Origin of the sequence: Nostoc mirabile CHAB5784 (assembly GCF_020829645.1) — a bacterium.
GTDB classification, from domain to species: domain Bacteria; phylum Cyanobacteriota; class Cyanobacteriia; order Cyanobacteriales; family Nostocaceae; genus Nostoc; species Nostoc mirabile.
Genome location: NZ_JAIVFS010000003.1, coordinates 1 through 20508, shown reverse-complemented (window position 1 = coordinate 20508; position 20508 = coordinate 1). Strand labels below are relative to the sequence as shown.

Annotated in this window: 16 protein-coding genes; 12 read left to right on the top strand and 4 right to left on the bottom strand. The window is 42.1% G+C overall.

The window, feature by feature from the left end; translation table 11 throughout:
• The first annotated feature begins 48 nt into the window (after positions 1–48).
• The 3 genes from LC653_RS03425 to LC653_RS03415 all read left to right on the top strand — a co-directional run bounded on the left by LC653_RS03425 (position 49) and on the right by LC653_RS03415 (position 2693).
• Positions 49–882 carry an NACHT domain-containing protein gene (locus LC653_RS03425; RefSeq protein WP_229492603.1) on the top strand — a complete coding sequence of 278 codons (834 nt, stop codon included), beginning with the start codon at positions 49–51 and terminating at the stop codon, positions 880–882.
• Between the two features lie 190 nt (positions 883–1072).
• Positions 1073–1927 (top strand): HEAT repeat domain-containing protein, encoded by an 855-nt coding sequence (locus LC653_RS03420; RefSeq protein ID WP_229492602.1) that lies wholly within the window; start codon positions 1073–1075, stop codon positions 1925–1927.
• Positions 1890–2693, top strand: a complete 804-nt coding sequence (locus tag LC653_RS03415; protein WP_229492601.1) for a HEAT repeat domain-containing protein — start codon at positions 1890–1892, stop codon at positions 2691–2693. Before LC653_RS03420 ends, LC653_RS03415 begins: the two co-directional genes overlap by 38 nt.
• Here LC653_RS03415 and LC653_RS03410 read toward each other — a convergent pair.
• The gene (locus LC653_RS03410; RefSeq protein WP_229492600.1) at positions 2662–2847 is read right to left on the bottom strand and encodes a DUF29 family protein; all 186 of its coding nucleotides are present in this window, start codon (positions 2845–2847) and stop codon (positions 2662–2664) included. The genes LC653_RS03415 and LC653_RS03410 overlap by 32 nt on opposite strands.
• 148 nt (positions 2848–2995) lie before the next feature.
• A complete protein-coding gene (locus LC653_RS03405) occupies positions 2996–3592 on the bottom strand; it encodes a glyoxalase-like domain protein (protein ID WP_190735826.1) in 597 nt (198 codons plus the stop codon).
• Positions 3593–3788: 196 nt separating this feature from the next.
• On the opposite strand from LC653_RS03405, the gene LC653_RS03400 reads away from it, so the two are divergent.
• Together LC653_RS03400 and LC653_RS03395 are read left to right on the top strand one after the other, a co-directional pair.
• Positions 3789–4418, top strand: a complete 630-nt coding sequence (locus LC653_RS03400) for a sigma-70 family RNA polymerase sigma factor (RefSeq protein WP_229492599.1) — start codon at positions 3789–3791, stop codon at positions 4416–4418.
• A 97-nt stretch (positions 4419–4515) separates the two neighbouring features.
• The gene (locus LC653_RS03395; protein WP_229492598.1) at positions 4516–5598 is read left to right on the top strand and encodes a tetratricopeptide repeat protein; all 1083 of its coding nucleotides are present in this window, start codon (positions 4516–4518) and stop codon (positions 5596–5598) included.
• A gap of 522 nt (positions 5599–6120) precedes the next feature.
• Here LC653_RS03395 and LC653_RS03390 read toward each other — a convergent pair.
• Together LC653_RS03390 and LC653_RS03385 are read right to left on the bottom strand one after the other, a co-directional pair.
• A complete protein-coding gene (locus LC653_RS03390) occupies positions 6121–6846 on the bottom strand; it encodes a hypothetical protein (RefSeq protein WP_229492597.1) in 726 nt (241 codons plus the stop codon).
• Between the two features lie 628 nt (positions 6847–7474).
• Positions 7475–8974 carry a sensor histidine kinase gene (locus LC653_RS03385; RefSeq protein ID WP_229492596.1) on the bottom strand — a complete coding sequence of 500 codons (1500 nt, stop codon included), beginning with the start codon at positions 8972–8974 and terminating at the stop codon, positions 7475–7477.
• A 391-nt stretch (positions 8975–9365) separates the two neighbouring features.
• Here LC653_RS03385 and LC653_RS03380 point away from each other — a divergent pair, with 391 nt between their 5' ends.
• From LC653_RS03380 to LC653_RS03350, 7 genes are all read left to right on the top strand, one after another.
• Positions 9366–10952 carry a calcium-binding protein gene (locus tag LC653_RS03380; protein ID WP_229492595.1) on the top strand — a complete coding sequence of 529 codons (1587 nt, stop codon included), beginning with the start codon at positions 9366–9368 and terminating at the stop codon, positions 10950–10952.
• Between the two features lie 729 nt (positions 10953–11681).
• Complete coding sequence (locus LC653_RS03375) at positions 11682–12278, top strand: hypothetical protein (protein WP_229492594.1); 597 nt, start codon at positions 11682–11684, stop codon at positions 12276–12278.
• 150 nt (positions 12279–12428) lie between these two features.
• Positions 12429–12902 (top strand): hypothetical protein, encoded by a 474-nt coding sequence (locus LC653_RS03370; protein WP_229492593.1) that lies wholly within the window; start codon positions 12429–12431, stop codon positions 12900–12902.
• A 25-nt stretch (positions 12903–12927) separates the two neighbouring features.
• The gene (locus LC653_RS03365) at positions 12928–13893 is read left to right on the top strand and encodes a fimbrial biogenesis chaperone (RefSeq protein WP_229492592.1); all 966 of its coding nucleotides are present in this window, start codon (positions 12928–12930) and stop codon (positions 13891–13893) included.
• Between the two features lie 161 nt (positions 13894–14054).
• Positions 14055–16961: a carboxypeptidase regulatory-like domain-containing protein gene (locus LC653_RS03360; protein WP_229492591.1), complete on the top strand. Its 2907-nt coding sequence runs from the start codon at positions 14055–14057 to the stop codon at positions 16959–16961.
• A gap of 144 nt (positions 16962–17105) precedes the next feature.
• Positions 17106–19286 carry a polyphosphate kinase 1 gene (ppk1, locus tag LC653_RS03355; RefSeq protein WP_229492590.1) on the top strand — a complete coding sequence of 727 codons (2181 nt, stop codon included), beginning with the start codon at positions 17106–17108 and terminating at the stop codon, positions 19284–19286.
• A 622-nt stretch (positions 19287–19908) separates the two neighbouring features.
• Positions 19909–20325 carry a response regulator gene (locus LC653_RS03350; RefSeq protein WP_229492589.1) on the top strand — a complete coding sequence of 139 codons (417 nt, stop codon included), beginning with the start codon at positions 19909–19911 and terminating at the stop codon, positions 20323–20325.
• Positions 20326–20508 lie beyond the last annotated feature (183 nt).

Below are 20508 nucleotides of genomic sequence, written 5' to 3'. Positions count from 1 at the left end.
AATCGGGTAAAGTTAACTCCCATCAACTGGCACGAAATTTGCCGCCAATTGCTGGAACCCCGACGGCGACTCACCAGCAATCCTTCAATGCCAGATGAATCTGCCAAATTAGAAAGAGAGCAGATTTATGTTCCCCTGGCGCTAGTGCAGCGAACAAAACCTGACAAACGCAACTTGGGCGAACATTCCCCAGAAGCGGGAACGCGTCTCTATGAACCGCAGTATGAGAAAAAGCAGCGATTTGAGCATGAAGCTTTCTTGACTCAAATCTTGGAACAAGGGAAAGGCAAAACTAAGGGTAAGTACATCGCCTTAATTGGGGAACCAGGTGCAGGGAAAACAACTCTGCTGCAATGCATCGCCTTTTGGGTATTAGAGAAAAACTTAGGTTTCCCAATTTGGATTTCGCTTGCTGAGCTGGGGCGAAGTGGCTCTTGGACGGATTTACAAAGTTATTTATTCAACAATTGGCTTAAGAATGCTGTTCCACGAACACAGATGATTCAAGCGAAAGCAGAATTGACAACACAAATTCAGCAAGGGCGAGTCTGGTTGTTGTTGGATGGAGTGGATGAAGTAGCTGTATCAGGTGTGCAAACATTGCAAACACTCGCCGAGAAACTTACAGGATGGATTGCCCAGTCACGGGTGGTGCTAACTTGTCGGCTAAATGTCTGGCAAGCAGATTACAATGCGCTAGAAACCTTTGAAACCTATCGTTTGCTGGACTTTGATTATCCCAAGCAAGTGCATCAGTTTATCGATAATTTTTTTGCTGCCTCAGAACCTGGGTTTCTTCAAGAAACCGAGATTCTTCTAGCCAAAGGGGAACGGTTGAAAGCAGAAAGAAGAGTTTATAAAAGCATTAGTAAAGTTTCATGATGGATGCAGAGGATTTTATCAGTATCAAGCTTATTTTTTAGCCGCAGCAGGAATTGCCGAATTTGGAGAATGTTCCAGAGCTGATGAAGTTGTAGCGCACATTGTTCGGTGGAGTTGTGATTATGGAGAGCTTCTAGATAGAGCAAGGGTAGCACTGCAACAGATTCATCGTGGAAAAGCCATTGATGCTTTGCTAAACTTAATCGCCACCTCTCAGGGTGAATACTACACCCGGATGCTAGCGTTAGAAAGCTTAGGGGAAATAGCTGTTGGCAACAAAAGAGCGATCGCAGCTTTGATCAACTTCATTGCCAACTCTCAAAATGAAATCCGCAACCGTATGCAAGCGGCAGAAAGCTTAGGAAAAATAGATCCTGGCAACGAAAGTGCGATCACAGCTTTAATCAACTTAATCGGCCGCTCAGAGTATGAATTCATCCATAGTATGGCGGCAGAAAGCTTAAGGGAAATAGCTGTTGGCAACGAAACTGCGATTGATGCTTTGGTCAACTTAATCGCTACTTCTGAGTATGAAGACACCTATTGGGCAGCGGCAGAAAGCTTAGGAAAAATAGATCCTGGCAACGAGCGTGCGATAGAAGCTTTGGTCAACTTAATCGTCAACTCTCAAGATGAATCTACTCGTAGGCAAGCGGCAGCAAGCTTAGGGGAAATAGCTGTTGGCAACGAAACTGCGATCAATGCTTTGGTCAACTTAATCGCCAACTCTCAAGATGAATCTACTCGTAGGCAAGCGGCAGAAAGCTTAGGAAAAATAGCTGTTGGCAAGGAAACTGCGATCAATGCTTTGGTCAACTTAATCGCCAACTCTCAGGATGAATCTACTCGTAGGCAAGCGGCAGAAAGTTTAGGAAAAATAGCTGTTGGCAACGAAACTGCGATCAATGCTTTGGTCAACTTAATCGCCAACTCTCAGGATGAATCTACTCGTAGGCAAGCGGCAGAAAGTTTAGGAAAAATAGCTGTTGGCAACGAAACTGCGATCAATGCTTTGGTCAAACTTAATCGCTACCTCACAGCATGAATTCACCCGTTCGCTAGCGGCATATAGCTTAGAGCAAATAGATCCTGGCAACGAAAATGCTGTAATCGCAGCTTTGCTAAACTTAATCGACACCTCACAGCATGAATTTACCCGTAGTTGGGCGGCAGGAAGGTTGGTGGAAATAGATCCTGGCAACGAGCGTGCGATCGCAGCTTTGCTAAACTTAATCGACACCTCACAAGATGAATTCACCCGTAGGCAAGCGGCATTTAGCTTAGGAAAAATAGATCCTGGCAACGAGCGTGCGATCGCAGCTTTGGTAAAGTTAATCGCCACCTTTGAGGATAAATACAGTCCAAGGGATGAAAATATTGAAAATATAATGCCTTGGTTTGACAATATGATGACCTGTCAGGAAGCACTACGTAGCTTAGAAAAGATTTTGTCAGCAGATCAGATGGCGAAAGTTGTCATTGACTTGGGCAGTGACTCCAAACTAAACGATGACCGTTACGGAGTTATCTCGCATTGCGCCCAAAATATACCTTATTCAGCTTTTTACCAAGCTTGGCATCGTCGTTCTTACATGAAATTAGCAATTACATTTCTTCAATATTATTGGTTGAGGATTGCTTTAATTGCTTTAGCTTTAATTGCTTTAGTTTATTTAGTTTATTTAGTTGCTTCATTAGGAAAGTTTTTTGTCGAAATACTTACTTTAACATCTAGTTTAAAACTTGCTTTAATATCTACTTTAAAACTTGCTTTAGCATTTATTTCAGGATTTCCTTTAGAATTGCTTTAGTAATTGCTTCCAGATGGGTTTTTGCTAAAACAGATTGTATGGTGAGACTCAGTTGATGCCACTGTTGAGTTTTGAGCAAGCTAACCTGCTCTTGAGTCCAAGTATAGAAGTCTGTTTTATACAGATGAGATGTGTACATCTTTTCCACGGTCATAAGCTTTTATTTAGCAAAACCCGATAATGACTTTGGATAATCACTCGTAGAGCGATCGCTTCACCTGCTATAAAAAATATTGGGTGGTGCGTAGCTTGCCGCCGTAGGCATCGCACCACCCAACCTAAAATAATCTAAAATCTAATGACTAATTCGCTACTTCAGCCACCTCAATCACGCGCCCTTCATAGTCCTTGACCAAAAAATTCAGGGGCTTCTGGTTGCGAATCTTGAATTTCAAACCGCGCACTTCGACTCGCATTAAAATCATTTCCAGGCAGTCGTGATCAAAACAAACGTGGCGTTGCTGATTTTTGCTACCTAAACTCGCGCCAGTAATCACGTGTAGCTGGGTGTTTTTCTTCAATTGATACCACAGCCCATCGTTGGCATTATTCATCATTTTGCTAGACAAACTCGGCCCAGTAGACATATATAGTGGATCAATGCCAGTTGCGCCGATAGTTTGTTCGTAGTTGTAGTAGTAGTGCAATGGCACCTCAGCTGCTGGCAAATCTAGCAGCCCTTCATACAACTGTCGGGCAATCTCCAAATCCGACACCATTACAGTGTGTACTTTTGGGGCACTGGTGAGGAACATCCACATTGCGCCAGCGTAAGCTGCTAGCAGCATCACCATAATCCCTTGAGTGGAGAACAGGCTATCTAAGGGCAGGGAAGGCAGAAAGGAGCCTAAGGTAAGGGGACTGAGCAGGAACGATATCACACTAACTGCTATAACCATGAACAAATAAGGATTCTATAAGGGAGCCGATTTTATGATTGTCGATTAAGACTAAAATTAAGTCTTTGTTTCTAGTTTATCAATACTCAAGTAGTCTGAGTCTGGGCTACAAACTGGGCAACACCAAGATATTATGCGATTAACTACCGGAGTGCAATTCCCAAAACTATTTTAACAACTATCCATCGAAAGGCTTATGCAAATTCCTCATTTCCCGGAAGCTAATCACCCCCTGGTGAAGTCGCTGTTCCATCACAGTGACCATGAACTACTGACTCTGTTTCAGCAAAATCCAGATGCCGGAAAGTACTTCACGGTGATTTTTTGTCGCTATAGTCCCATAGTGTATACCTTAATTCGGCATTCGGCGCGATCGCCTGTGCAGGCAGATTATCTGTTTGCCCTCACCTGGCGGCATATCTACTACGAACTCGGTGGACTAAATTTAACCGCCTCTGAATCAGGCGAGGAAACTTTAACCATGCAAAATTGGTTAATTAATATGACAGCTTTTTGTATTAACGAGATTAAAGTACCACCCACAGAAGCAATTCATTATTCTCTGCAAGCGACTTCGCCGCCGCTATGGTGCTATGTACAACAGGCATTAGACCAACTACCACCAGTTTTGCGATTAATCGTGTTAATGGCTCAAACTTTCCACTGGAGCGAAACTAGAATCGCTGCCTATCTGCAAGCCGAAGGAGAAGCGATCGCACCAAACGTTGTAGCCAATTTTCTCCAGGAAGGCTATCGTGTGCTAGAGGACAAATTACCCACAGATATCCGCGCTATATACTTTGGGGAAGATTTAGAGCAATCATAGCTTAAGTGTAAATGCGTATATTATTTGTCTTCGATTTAAAACTTAAAACTTCTTCTTAGACCTTCTACTTAAACCCGCAACTCTAGGGGTAATTTTTATGAAACAACGGCTTGTATTTCCCAGGCAAAAGGTAGACTTAATTTGTGTAGGTGCGATTTCTCGTCCCCAAATACTTTTACAGAGCTTTTTACTGTTTACTTTTTTGCTGAGTCCCATAGCTGCGGGTGCGGTTGATATTACGCAACAACTCCACCGTCCTTTAAATAGTTCCGTTGGGCGACAATCAAGAGATGAAGCAGATAGCTTGCTGAGTATCGGTGAAAAACAATACGCTTCAGGATATGCCGATAAAACAATTACGTCTTGCTTGCGGGCATTGGAACTATATCACGTAATTGGCGACCTGAAAGCACAAGGTCTAACTTACAATTTGCTTGCTAAGGCTTATGTGCAGATTGGTAGTTTAAAAGAGGCGGAAGATGCTTTAAGAAGAGGATTAGCGATCGCTCGTGATACTAAAGACTTCCAATCTCAGATTTTTGTGCTAAATAATATCGGTACATTTTTGCTGCAACAAAGAGAATTTGCTGCTGCTGGTAAAACTGTTGAAGATGCACTCGCAATTGCTCACGGTGTCAAAAACATTGAAGGAGAAGGGCTATCTTTAAGTAATTTGGGTTTAGTAACTGCCAGGTTAGGAGATTATAACAAGGCGATTAAATTGTATGAAAATGCTTTAATTTTCCGCCGTCAGACTGGCGATGCCATCGGTGAAGCAAATACCTTAAATAATTTAGGAGATGCTTACTTAGCATCTGGAAATTATCAGGATACTATTGGCACTTATGGGGCAGCAATGCGAATAGCTCAAACTAACCGCGATCGCACTAATGAATTACGGGCAATTGACGGTTTAGTTACTGCTCACACTGCTGTCGGACGCTATGAACGGGCTTTTGATTTACTAGAGCAACGTTTAGCACTCGCTAAAGAATTGCAAAATTTGCGAGAAGAATTAAAATCTTTTGAGTCTTACGCTCAGTTATACAAGCAACAAGGTAATTATCTAACTGCCCGCAATTTTTACGAAAGGGCGATTATCCTGGCGCGGACATTGGAAGACAGCAAGCAAGAAGTGCAATTGCTGGATCAGCTAACAAAAATGCTTCAGCAAAAGTAAGAATTAGAAGTCATTCAATTTTAGATTTTGAATTTTGGATTTTGAATTGCAGGAGAAATCTAAAATTGGCAGAATTTACTCTTTAATTAAGGTGAATTCGACGGCTCATATCATATCCATCAAATTACCCATAAACAACCCCACCCCCAACCCCTCTTTGCAGGCTCTTAGGGGAGACAAAGCACAGCTTTGGCTCTTTGGGGTTCTTCGGGTTTAATAAGTAATCAAGCAGACATAATATCATATTATGTCCGCATAATTAGTTATGGTTCCCACAGTCATTGCACCCCACCCCGCCAAAGCTACGCTTTGTCTCCCCTCCCCGCTTGCGGGGAGGGGATTAAGGGGTGGGGTTCTTCGGGTTTAATAAGTAATCAAGCAGACATAATATCATCTGGTTTTCGCCTAACGAAAAGACCTCTCCCTGCTTTTATTACGCAAAACCGCCCCTCTCCGACTCGCAAAGGGACAGATTTGAACTTTAGTTCAAGTCAGCGAGAGGTTCATCGAACTCACGTTTGATTAATTCAAAAACACTGAACCATTTGGTTCAATTCTCATAGCACTTCTACCCTGGGTTGCATTGGTGGCTTCGTTAAATCTAACTTCCAAACTTCCTGATTCTGATGAGGGTTGTGGAGTTACCGTCAGTTGTCCACCATCTTCTCGTTCAAATGTCACTGTTACTGGTGCTTGTAGACCTTGCAGTGTTACATAAGATTTACCTTGTAGCGATCGCGGTGCTGTATCGCCAATCACTTGGAAAGTTACATTAGCCGCAGTGTCATTTACCAACCTGACATTAACTTTACCATTTGCCAGTGCGATCGTAGCGCTGGGGGTTTGCCGTGGTTGTAGTAGTGGTTGGTCAGTGGAAACCGCCCCTGGTGAAGGTTGTTGAGTTTGATCGCCAGAAACTGGGCGTTGTGATCTGACACCTGGTTCTGAAGCTTCACCGCCGACACCCAATGTTGTTTGCTCTTGTGATGGGGTAGCAGGGACGGGAAGAAGCCCTTGGGCCGCTAGTCTTTGAGTTAGCGCATTGGGAGGACATCCCTGTGACACGACAACCTGATTATTATATGGTTCTTCGTAGAAAATTCTAGGACAAGGGTTAACTTTGGGAGTAGATTGTTGTGTTACTGATTGTTGTGCGAGTGCTTGAGGAATTGCTGGCAGACTAATCAGTAATCCACCAAAAACAGCGCCAAGTAACTCAGCAGACTTGCGAAAATTTTGAGACTTCATATTCTTAATGACTCCTAGCAAATCATCAAATTATCTTCTTTTAAAAAAGATTAAAAAACAGCAAATTCAATTGAAGTTTAACTATCAGCATAAGATATAATTAATCTTAAACAAGATATCTATTTTTTATATCTAACTAGAGACTGGATAATCATGTAAAATTAGACATAAATATTTCATTCATAAGGCTGAAAAAGCTAAATCATAGTGAGTAATATCATGTCCGCATAATTAGTTATGCTAACCACAGTCATTACACCCCACCCCCAACCCCTCCCCGATGATTTGGGGAGGGAAGACAAAGCGTAGCTTTGGCGGGGGTAGGGTTCTTCGGGTTTAATAAGCAATCAAGCGGACATTATATAACTCCAAAATTAACCAAAAAAACTTAATGAGTGATGAATGATTTTAAATTCGTCACTGCAACTGTTGTTAAATAAGTCGGTGGAAAAAAACAGAACTATATTACGAAAAGTAAATACACCTGAAACCCTTACCAATGACAAAGGACAAATGACAAATGACAGCCTTCACCAGTTAGCTTTATTTGCGCCGACTTACTTATATAAAGTAGTTAATTTATTTATTTTTCTACATCTGCCACAGGAAACAAATATTTCTTGCCGAATTAAGACTCAAGAGTTATTGGTAAAGTGACAGTGAACGTAGTGCCAATGCCTTGAGTGCTTTCAACTTGAATATGACCCTGGTGATGTTCGACAATAGCTTGAGCGATCGCTAATCCCAATCCTGAACCAGTAGCGCTGGCTGTAGCTGTATTCCCAGTTGTATGAGTCCGTGCCGGATCTACCCGATAAAACCGATCAAACAAGCGTGGTAGTGCAACTGATGGAATTCCAACTCCGGTATCACTCACTTTAACTTGCAACTGGCCGCTGGTATAACGTAGTCCAGAAACGCGATTTATTCCCTCTATCCGCGCCAATTCCACTTTTACCCGTCCACCTGCTGGAGTGTAATGCAAGGCGTTAGCAATTAAGTTTGTGAACAGCCGCACCAGCTGATCCCAATTGCCCACAAGGGTAAACCAATTTTCCAGTAATTCCGGGCTAGTTTCGGAGGCGGGAGGGTCAACTAAGTCTAGAGAAAGAGCGATTTTTTTTTCAGGGACTAACAATTGTTGTTCTTCAACCACTTCCATCAGCAACGCATCTAGCGGACAAGGTGAAAAAGTATCTTTGCTAATACCACTATCCTGTCGTGCTAGGAAGAGTAAGTCATTAACTAACTTACCCAAACGCTGCGTTAACCGTTCCACCACCTTTAATTGTTGCCGATACTGCAAAGAAGTAGTCGCTTCTGTCTCTGCTAAATCCAAGTCAGCAAGGGCCACTTGCACATTTGTTTGAATCAAAGTAATGGGACTTCTAAGTTCATGAGAAGCATCAGCAGTAAATTGTTTGAGGCGTTGGTAAGACTCACCTACTGGTTCCATAGCTTTACCCGAAAGAAACCAGCCACTTGCTCCCACAGAAAGCACCATTAACCCAATACCTAGTGCCAAATCAAAAATTAACTGGCGACTGGGTTTAGTAACTTCAAACCAGGGATGACTAACACGCAGATATCCTAATACTTGCCGCCCCACTTCCACCCGTTGCGTGACTTGTCGCAATAACACTGCTGAGTGAGGAGTTAGGAGTGAGGAGTTAGGAATTTTAAATTTTGAATTTTGAATTTTGAATTTTGAATTTTCACTCTCTCCCTTAACTACGCGCACAGTTTCACCAGTGCGGTTGGCATGAATAGGAATATTTAGAGGTTCGGATAGCGTTGACCAAAGTAATTCACCAGTCGGACTAAACCATTCTAGGTCGATGTGGTCATCTTCTACGGTGTCGGTATTATCACGAAAACTGGCTTCTAGATTATTAATGCGAAATTTATCTGCATCAGCATTAATTGGCTCAAATATGAGCTTAGATGCACAGGGGCTTGTTGTGAGACAACGCTCCACTATTTCCACTACATGGTTAAGGGTATCATCAATCCGCTCAATCAGTGTACTGCGGACGTATAAATAAACGCCACTTGCAAACAGTAGTAGTAATACAGCAGTGACAGCAGTGTACCAAAGGGCGAGACGGCGACGAGTAGCTTGAAACATACTTCAAATCAAAAGGAAGCTTAGATTTAAATGTTTTTAAATTCCAGATTAGTTCATAGAAACTTCAAATGATGTATTTGAAATAAATATAAAAAAGCTGAGATTACAATATCATTTTTGCTCAAATAATTTATGTAATTCATGTTATTTTCTTTCATAAAATGGGTAAATTAAACTTTAGAGATGTTTAGAAATTTTGAGATTTCCTGAAATCTATTTATAAGATTTTTCAGTTGAATCAAGAAAAGCATCGCCCATTTCCAGCAATCAATTTAGTGTAACTTTTTATGCTTTCACGAAAGGCCATGTCTGTGGTAGCGCCTGCACGTTTAAGCTTTTTATCAACTTAACAGTTTTAACAGTTATATACAAACATATCTGAGGTTTCGTAATGAGCCAAATTAGTCTCCAAAGCACCTATTCTCAAGACTTTAATTCGTTAGCCAGTTCCCCTGCTTCCCTTGCTTGGAATAACGACGGTACTCTTGCTGCTCTTCCTGGGTGGTACGCCAACAGGTCTAGCGGATCTCAATCCACTCTCTCTGTATCCGATGGAGGTGCCAACAAAGGTAACCTGTATAGTTTGGGTACAACTGGCAAAAGCGATCGCGCCTTAGGCTCTATCGGCTCAGGCAGCACAGGAAATTTTATTTGGGGGGTTCGGTTTGTAAATGACACAGGTAGTACAATTAATGACCTAAGTATCAGCTATACGGGTGAGCAATGGAGAAATAGCGGTGCAGCACCTCAAACTATAGATTTTCAGTATCAAATTGGCGCATCCAATCTGACTACAGGCGCATGGGTTGATTACAATGGTCTGGATTTCACAAGTCCAGTTTCTGGTGGAACGATAAACAAGCTAGACGGTAACCTAGCGGCTAACAAAGTTTCTTTAACAGCTAGCCTAAATAACCTGTCACTTGCTGCTGGTCAGGAAATCTGGTTTCGCTGGGTGGATATCGACCACTTTAATAGCGATCATGCTTTAGCGATCGATGACTTTTCCTTGTCAAGACCGATCTTTGGCACACCTGGCGCTGATAACCTAGTTGGTACTAATTTCCAAGACATGATTAACGGTCTGCTTGGTAATGACACTATCACAGGTGGCAAGGGGAATGACGCCATAACTGGTGGCGGTGGTAACGATACGTTTATCATCCGGCGTGGTGACGGCAGCGATATTATTACTGATTTCGGTGGAGCAGGTACAGAAATCAATCCATCTTCATCTGTCAGGGCAGAAATGGACATCCTGAAATTCCAGGGTGAGGGACTAACTGCCAAGAGTATGATCCTTACCCAGATTGGCTTAGACTTGCAAATTTCCTTTGAGAATGTTAGCGATACCAGCGTCACTCTGAAGAATTTTAAGCTGGAAAACTTTAATAACTTTCGGGAACCAGTCCTCAGCCAACCCCACATCGGTAACATTATCTTTGATGGGGAAACTATTGTCAGGGACACTTTTGATGTTTATGCTCCCAACCGAACATCAACCACAAATTACAAAAATGATTACGTAACGTTCCTTAACGACCTTAACAATAACTACATCGGCCTCGTCAGTTCCAATGATGTGATCAACGGTCTGGGTGGCGATGACACTATCGACGGACGGAGTGGTGATGACCTGCTACGGGGTGGAGAAGGTAACGATACCCTATTCGGTGGTGATGGCAATGATATTTTAGTAGGCGGTATCGGCAATGACTACCTCACAGGCGGTAGTGGCATTGACCGCTTTGTGCTGGAAGTAGTTTCTGGTACAGATACTATTAGCGACTTCACAGATGGTGAAGACCTGATTAAGTTGTCAGGCACTTTATCGTTTGCTCAGTTGAACATTACTCAAGGTACAGGTGTAAACGTCAACGATACCTTGATCAGGCTGAAGAATAATAACCAATTGCTAGCAATTTTCAGTAAAGTTTCTTACAGCACTATTACAGCAGTTGATTTTACTTTTATCTAGCGCTACCGAGTAGACGGTATGGGCTGTTTAATCGAGTAATATCATGTCCGTTTAATTGATCATAGAATAGACATCTGGTGAAAAAGAATCTAGAGACGTAAGTAAGTGGGCGTGAATAATTAAAGGTTTGTAGTAAGGGCTTTAGCCCGATTTTAAGGGCTGAAGCCTTTACTACGAGCCAACTTAATTAATTTTACATTGCGTAACATAATTTGATTTATTCTTGCCCACTTACTTAGGCGTAGGTTGGGTTGAGGAACGAAACCCAACATCCTCAAGACTTTGTTGGGTAACGCTTACGCTCAACCCAACCTACTTTTCTGAGCATCTCAAACCTAATGTATCATCGGCTTTTGTTTGATATTTATAGCTACCTTAAAATTAGAATTTGAATGTAGCTTTTTTGTCTTTTACCTAATATTACGCGATGTGCGACTTATTCTTGGAACCCCGCTTCCATTCCTCTCCCCCACAGGGAGAGAGGCTTTGATTCTTGCTCCCCAACGCTAGTAGGGAAGGGGTTGGGGGTTAGGTTTGAGAGAAAATCGCACACGGCGTTATATTGCAAATTAGTATTAATACAGTATTTAATTATATTAAAGTCTTTACCGGAATTATACTTAAGAAACAATATATATAGTTAAAAATTTACAGATTTTTACTGAGGTAATTACTGGACTAGCAGGGTTACAGTCTTGTGGCAGGCAATTTCATAGGAAATTAATCAAAATGAAGAAGATTTTAGTTTTAGCTGGTATTTTGGGTATCACCACTGTATCCAGTAGTTTATTTTCGGCACCCGCGAAGGCTGTAGTTGCAGATGTACCTATCAATGTTGATGTGCCTGAGATAGTATACTTACAAACTTACGAATCCATCACTTATCAACTGGATGCTGCAGACCTTTCAGATGCTTTTTCTGCGGCCAACAACCCTGAAAAAGTCGCGGCAGTAACTGTAAAAAAGGATGGTACTATTGATGCTGGTGATCCACTTACTGCTCCCGAGTTCACCACACCTAATGCTAAAGTAACTACCGCTGACTTTCTAGCCTATCAAGTCTGGGGGATTGGCGGCGCTACTGGCAAACTTAAAGCTGTCGTTGATTATGATGGCACTGAATTGAAGAACGGCACATCTACAGTTGGGATTAAGCTAACATCACCGACAGCCGATGTAGAAGCTGATGCTAAGGGTCTTGACCCAGCTACCCCCACTATAAAGGGGAACGTAAGTTTTGAATTTGACTTAAAGGGTGCAACTAAAGCTGGGCTTCACTCGCCCACAGGCACTGAAGCGTTAAAAATCACAGCTACTGCTATATAGATATAGCTTAGTTGAGCCTCGGTTCATCTTATTCAAAGAGAGAAAAGTGGCAGTTGAAAGCTTTCACTGCAAAACTATTTTGCTAGATCACTTACCGTGTCTGCATTCAATTGCCACATCGCTCTTTTTTTATTGTCGAGTAGAAATTTAATGAAACAGCAATTGTGTTTTAGCACAGTCGCAGCTGTGATGTGCCTATATTCAACCAGCGCTCTTGGGCAATCTACTGTTACTTTAGACCAAATAACTCCACAAGAGATTGTGCCAAAAAGTGTTGAGCTAATTCAAGGAGACGCCCTAACAACGCCATTACCTACACCTTCTTTTAATACTCAGGTTAAGCGTCAACTACAGGTACAAATTCCCATCAATAGTAGTAACTGTCCTTCACCTGTAACTGTGAGTTATGTTTGGATGCCAGGTGATAATAACTCCGGCAAACTCATCACTGGCAGTTCAGAAATGAATGTAAAAATTCTCTCTCATATTGCAAATTGTACTCCGGCAATTAACCCAGGTGATCCGGCTGTTGTAGAGGTGGTAGCACAGTTACAGTTAGACTTTCCTAACATTAAAGCTTCAGGCATTTATTCAGGCAAGTTATTGGTAACAGTTGTTGAATAGTTTTGAAAAATTACTTTTATCAACAATGAAAAAGCAGAAAGTGGTATTTGGAAGAGTGCAAAAAATTTGTGGTAGTGTTTTAGCGGCAGTTAGCGCACTTACTCTGGGGTGCAACTTTGCATCGGCAATCTCAATTGGAGTCAGTCCACCCCGGTTTGAAGTCAAACTTGATCAAGCTAAAGCTTCTACTCAAGTGTTCCGAGTGAGCAATATGGGGTCGAAGCCAGCCACCTTTAAACTTTACGTTCAAGGTTGGAAACTCGATGAAAAGAATGAAATCCAGCCTACACAACCAACTGAACAGTCTTTGGATCAATGGATTGTAGTTAATCCCTTGCAGTTTACGATTCCTCCTGGTCGATCTCAAACAGTGCGGTTCTCAATTCGCCCCCGCGTTAAGCCTCAAACAGGAGAACACCGGGCTTTAATTTTTTTGGAAGAAGTGCGCTCCCAAGACAATACTGAACAAAAAAATGGTTCGGTGGCGCTCAAAGTGATGGGGCGCTTTGGTGTTGCTGTCTACGGCTACGTCGGTGATGTGAAAAGAGTTGGCGTACTCAACTCCGTTGCCGTAGACACCAAGCCCGGTCAAGTCAAAGCTACTTTTGATGTTTCCAGTAAAGGCAGCGCCTATGTGCGGATGAGCGGTCAATACACGATTTGGCCTGCTGCCAAGTATCCTGGAGCGAATGCTACTAAACAAATTCCCGAAATAGAAAAACCACGGGCAAAATTGCCAGATGGGCTGTTGGCTGGGGGAACATTACCCTCAACGCCTGTACTACCCGATACTCGCCGTCAAATTCTGCTGAATATAGCTAACAAATTACCTCCTGGTAAGTACGTCTTGGATCTCAATGGCGAATTAAATGGCATTCCGGTTGACCAAGGAATTCCTTTTACTGTTCCAGCTGTAGCTAATGTTAGTGTTCAGCCTCAAACAAAACCTGCTAACTCTTCTCCCATAATCAGAAGGCTTCGTCGCAACTAATAGTTTTTAGTGTTGCCAAAGCCAAAATTTTCAGGTTGAGTTAATTTTCTCTTTCTGCCTGAATTTATTTGCTGTCTAGAAATTATCTGGGCAGCTAAATCTTTGCTGTGTAAACTTCCCAACTTTATCCAGACAGCTGATTGCAATTTTTGTGCTTAACTATGATTAACCTAGCTCTACCCCCTACACCACCAGCAATTATCTATACCTTACCACCAGAAAAGAGCGCTGATCAACCACCAACACCAAAAATTCCCCCTGCTACGAAAGCAAAAGGCTTTTCGCCATTTACCTCCCAAAAGAAGGGGAATATTACTAACACCAAGCCACAAAGCTTAGATTTATATTTGGGTACAAAAACTAAGTACATACTAAGAGTCACTACCTCTACAACGCCGCAAAAATTGGCAGCTGATTTTTCTCCTGCCAACCCTACTTCTCAAGGGGAGAGCAACAGTAGCTCAAATGTAGAATTAGAAAAAAAAAATGAGCCTAAAAAAATAGAAAATTCTAGGAGCAATTCTCCTCCAGAAAATAGTACATTAAATAACTATACTGAATTTGCAAAAACAGCATTAGAACCTTTTTTAGTAGGATTAATTATTAATAAACAGGAGGTAGGTAATTTAGATATTATCAAAGATGCAAATACTTATCTAATTCCCTTGGAAGCCTTTGCTAAACTGGCAAAATTTACTATCATAAATGGCAATGATACTACTCAGCTTAGTACCCCTTTAGGAGTTATAAATCTCAGAACAGATTCATTAAACAATATTAAGGGTATCACTTATATTAGCGATACCTTAATCAGAGAAAAGTTAGCCGCAGTTATTGAGTTTAATTCTTTAGATTTAGCTCTGGTTGTTGACTTACCTTGGCGAGAAGGTAGCGGGCAATCTCCATCTGAGGTAGTCGAATTACAACCGGAAGTTCGACCTCCTTTCAGTGGACTTTCGACTTTGAGACAAGAGTTAAATATTCTTAGCAATTCTGGAGATACAACTCTGCGTAGTTCTACCCTTTTGGGAGGAAGGCTTTTCGGAGGATCGTGGCGTGCTCGTCTGAATAATAATTTTGTTGAGCAGCCAGATATTGCTGAATACTTTTTCTTTAAACGTTCAGGTCGATTGAGCTATCAAGTAGGTCGGCAACAAGTTGGATTGCATCCCCTGTTGAATGGCATGACTCTGACTGGAGGGCAAATTGCTTACACCAACCTGCCCGCAGAGCGTTTTTATCAAGGCTATAATGGTACAGAAATTTTACCTCGACGTGCCCAACCTATACAAACCTTTAGTGGTCAAGCTCCACCAGCCAGTTTTATACAGCTAAGAATTGGGGGAATCGTAATTGCCCAACAGCAGGTAGGACTGAATGGACGGTATGAGTTTATTGATGTAAATTTACCTTTTGGGCAGAGTAATCAAATTGAACTTTTGATCTACGATCGCAACAATTTAAGCACACCAATTGAAATTCGTTCTTTAAGGCTCAGTGCTTCTGATTTGTTGTTACCACGAGGTGGCAATGTTCAATTAGCTGGTTTCGGACTCAGTGGTAATTTAGCTCAAGATACTTTATTTAATAATTTCAATTCTACTGATGCAGGTAAGCCGATTGCATTTTATCAATTGCGACAAGGACTTTCAAATAATTTAACTTTTGAAGGCGCACTGCAAACTGTTCCAGATACTGTTCAGGCTCAAGCAGGCTTAGTTTGGCGGTTAGCAAATCCAGTTATCTTAGCTACTAGTGTCGGTACGTCTTACGGGAAATTAGGTTATACAGCAGATTTAGATATAAACTTTGACAGATTGGAAATTACTGGTAGTTCTCAGATGTTTTCAACTGGATATCTCTCCAACAGACAATCACACGATCGCTTTAACCATAGTTTAGAACTTAAATATAAGTTTGGTAACAATCTTGACTTGGGATTTATTGCCCGCAGTCGCCAAGAAGAGAGTACTTCGGCTAGTTACATTTTGCCTACTTTTGCTTTCCAACCTTTTTCTAGCTTATCTTTAAGAGGCAGACCCGATATTGACGGACGCTATTTATTTAGCGCTTTTTATCAACCGAATGCCTTTAGTAGGCTAGCTTTTAATACTTATGGTGATGTATACAGCACAGATTTTAGCTATAATATCGGCCGAAATTATCAGCTATCTCTAGGTAATGAATTTGGTGGTGTTCTGGCTCCTCGTTACACTGCAACTATCAGTCACAATGCCAATAGTTTACAAAGCCTTAGTTGGAAGCTAGGACTTGCATATAGCGATGGAGAAGTAGGCCCAGTTGTTGGCGCTAGTATGCAGGTATTGCCAGGTTTATTAGCTAGAGTGGAGTATCAAGCTATTCCTTCGAGAACTAGAAACTTTTTGGGCGGATTTGGTGATGATCGCCTGACTGTTTTATTATTATCAGATTTGTCTTTTGCTGGCGGCAGAGTTGCTCCGGCAAATTCTTCTAGTGTGGGACAGGATCGGGGTGCGATCGCTGGTCGTATTTTCGTGGAAGGGACAAACAAAGACTTTGATTTAAGTGGAGCCTATATCCAAGTAATGGATAGTCGTCAAAACAGAGTCAGCGGAGCTAGAACCGACGCTACTGGCAACTTCTTTGTTGGCGGTCTTAGAGAAGGAGTCTATATGGTTGAAATCGATCCTGAAAACCTTGCTGTCGAGCTTTCCACTATGAAGTCCTCGATAGTAGCAGAAGTTGCAGGGGCTGCTATCACCCGTTTAGATTTCCCTGTCAGACCAGAATATGGTCTAGCAGGACGAGTCACTGATGTAGCAGGTAAGCCAATGGCAGAAGTGCGAGTGGAACTTGTCAATCCCTCTGGCGCACGTGTTTTCTCAGCCATAACTGACCAATTTGGTCTTTATCGTCTAGATGGAGTGCCGGTTGGTAAGTATAAATTGCAGGTTCCTGCCCAAGATGCGATCGCCAACAGTGTTACTCTCCCGAAACTAGAGATAGCAATTAACAAAGATTTCCTCTATGACCAAAATCTGCAATTACCGATTGCCACAGCAGCTAAGAAAATAGAGCGCAAATAAGCTTCGCATCAGCCCTAAATCTCTTTAAGCTAAGTCTAGAAGCGATGTCTAGCGACAAGCCGCTTCACGTCTACGCACCATTTAACTTACTATGTTTAGTATCCCCCAGTTAAATGGGCTATATCTGCCTGCCTTTAGGTCATTATGGCAAAATCTAAAAAAAGCGCTACCCCCATCAATCTCAGCGATCCACAATATTATCTTAACCGAGAGTTAAGCTGGCTAGAATTTAATGGCAGGGTATTACATGAAGCCTATGACGATCGCACGCCCCTTCTTGAACGCCTAAAGTTTTTGGGAATCTTCAACTCTAATTTAGATGAGTTTTTCATGGTGCGCGTTGCTGGTTTAAAGCAACAAGTAGAAGCGAAAGTTAGCCTGTTGACTCCTGATGGTCGGACACCACAACAACAGCTAGACGATATTAGGTCTACCCTCACTCCTCATGTAAAGAAAGAGCATCAACATTTTGAGCAAGTACTTCGTCCACTACTGGCAAATCATGGCATCCATATTCTGAATTACATAGATTTGAATCAAAAACAACGGACTCATCTCAACAGTTATTTTGAGGAACAAGTCTTTCCAGTTTTGACTCCCCTAGCTGTTGACCCTAGTCATCCCTTTCCTTTCATTTCTAATCTCAGTCTAAATCTGGCTGTTGTGGTTAAAAACCCAGACACCGAAGAAGAATTCTTTGCCAGAGTCAAAGTCCCCAGTGTTCTCCCCCGATTTTTACCGATACCGCCTGAGTTGGCAGATCAGAACAACGACAAACCTGCACACTGGACTGGTGTACCTTTAGAACAAGCGATCGCTCATAACTTGGAATCTCTATTTCCAGGGATGAACATTCAAGAATATCATCCGTTCCGCATTACCCGTGATGCCGATTTGGTCTTAGAAGAAGATGAAGCAGATGATTTGTTGTTAGCGATCGAACAGGAATTGCGAAAACGGCGCTTAGGTGGAAGTCCAGTTCGGCTAGAAATTCAATCCCAGACTCCTGAAATAGTGCGATCGCGATTATTGCATGATTTGGAATTAACAGAAAGCGATCTCTACGAAGTAGACGGTCTTTTGGGGTTGCGGGATTTGATGTATTTTATGTCCTTGCCATTGCCAGAACTCAAAGATCCACCACGCCAATCTGTTGTACCATTACGCCTGCAAAGACTGAGGGAACCGAGTTTAGACCCAGATACACTGGAGACGGACGAAGGAAAAGACTTTTTTGCTGTAATTCGGGAAAAGGATTTGCTAGTACACCATCCCTATCAATCCTTTTCGGCTACAGTGGTGCGCTTTATTACTCATGCCGCCTACGATCCGAATGTATTAGCCATCAAGATGACCCTTTACCGGACTTCTGGCGACTCGCCCATCGTCAACGCCTTAATTGCTGCCGCCGAAAATGGCAAGCAGGTATCCGTGCTGGTGGAATTAAAGGCGCGATTTGATGAGGAGAATAATATTTACTGGGCAAAAAGACTAGAAAGAGTCGGGGTTCATGTCGTCTATGGTTTAGTCGGGCTGAAAACCCACAGTAAAACCGTCATGGTGGTACGGCGGGAAAAAGACCGGATACGCCGATATGTGCATATTGGCACAGGTAACTATAACCCCAAAACGGCACGGCTGTATACAGATTTGGGATTGTTCAGTTGCCGTGAAGAATTAGGTGCTGACATCACAGATTTATTTAATTTCTTGACAGGCTACTCCCTGCAAAAGTCTTATCGAGAGTTGCTGGTTGCGCCTGTGAATATGCGCGATCGCTTTTTGGCACTAATTCACCGCGAAATCGAAAATGTTCAAAATGGATTTTCTGGACGCATTGTTGCCAAAATGAATTCTCTAGTCGATCCGCAAATTATCGCCACTTTATATGAAGCTTCCCGCGCCGGAGTACAAATCGACTTAATTATCAGGGGCGTTTGTTGTTTGCGTCCTGGACTCAAAGATATTAGTGAAAATATTCGCATAATCAGCATTGTCGGTCGCTTTTTAGAACACTCTCGGATTTATTATTTTTATAACAATACACAGGAGGAAATCTATATCGGCAGCGCCGACTGGATGCGCCGTAATTTAGATCGCCGAGTGGAAGTAATTACCCCAGTCAAAGACCCAGATATTGCCAAAGATTTGCAAGAAATTATGGGAATTATGCTCGCAGATAATCGCCAAGCTTGGGAATTACAAGCTGATGGCACTTACATTCAACGGCGTCCCTATGATGATTTTCCAGAAGCTAATTCACAAAAAATTCTCATGAATATGGCATTACGCTCAAGTGGTGTAGCCTCAAACCTGATTGATTAAAAATTGAAGAAGAATTCAGAAGTCAGAATTTAGGAGCGGAACCGGAGACTCCGAAAGCTCCGGTCAGAATCACTTTTCGTAGCAGATTCAGACCCGCCACTGTCTTGTTGACCACTAAATCTTCTCTTTGAGAGACGCACTCGCGTTCGATTTAATGGGGGCCTTAATGCTCTTTGATTCATCCGCCAGTACTTCTCTACGAGACGCTGCGCGAACGACAGGCTCAGTAACCATCGCACAAAATATCCAACTAAATTCTGGCTCCTGACTCCTGAATTCTGTTTTGATAAGTTACTTATACCTTGACAACTAGCTCAACTTAGTTTATTTAGAAAACTTGACTTTTTTGAGAAGTTATCTCAATACTGCGTAGGTTTTGCCTAAAAAAGAAAAATGCGTAGGTTGGGTTAAGGAACGAAACCCAACCTAAGAGCGGGGTTTGTTGGGTAACACATTGCCCCAACCCAACCTATAAATATTCTTAACCGAGCAGTATTGGAAGTTATCTAAGTTGTTTGTCATGGGTTCACACAAGTTATTCAACCATAGGATAGAGTTAGTGCTGGCATTTGTTCCCATAAACTAGAGAGGTTGTTCTGAAATAATTTCGTCTTTCCCCTCAATGTTAATGTTATCCTGTGAGCTTTCTACCTTGCGTGTTCTAGTAGTTGATGACCACGAACTGACTCGTTTAACCTTACAATTAGTTTTTTCTTGCCAGGAAAATATTCAAGTAGTAGGTTTAGCCAGTAATGGTGAAGAAGCTATAGAAATGGTTAAAAGTTGCCATCCTGACGTAATTGTTCTAGATTTACAGATGCCAGTCATGGATGGTTGGAGTGCGTCTAGTCACATTAAAGCTATATCTCCGAACACCCAGATCCTTGCTTACTCCTCAGTGGAAGACGTAAATTTTCAGGGGACAAAGGCAATGTCTAGCTTTGATGATGTTTGCAAGAAAGATGTACCTACAAAGGAACTTATTGCCTTAGTTAGGCAGTTAGGTCAGCGTGCAGAAGATGGTTCAGTTGCAGGATAAATGATACAGCTATGTTGCTTCGCCAACTCACAGTTAGTTCAATTCTGGGGATTTAACGCTCTTTTATTACTCTCATGAGAGTATAATTAATTACTAACAGTTTAACTTAGCAAGGGTATTTAATTGGGTTCAAGAACGGCTACCTCCACGATCACCGTGGTAGATCAGTACTGCGATGCCTAT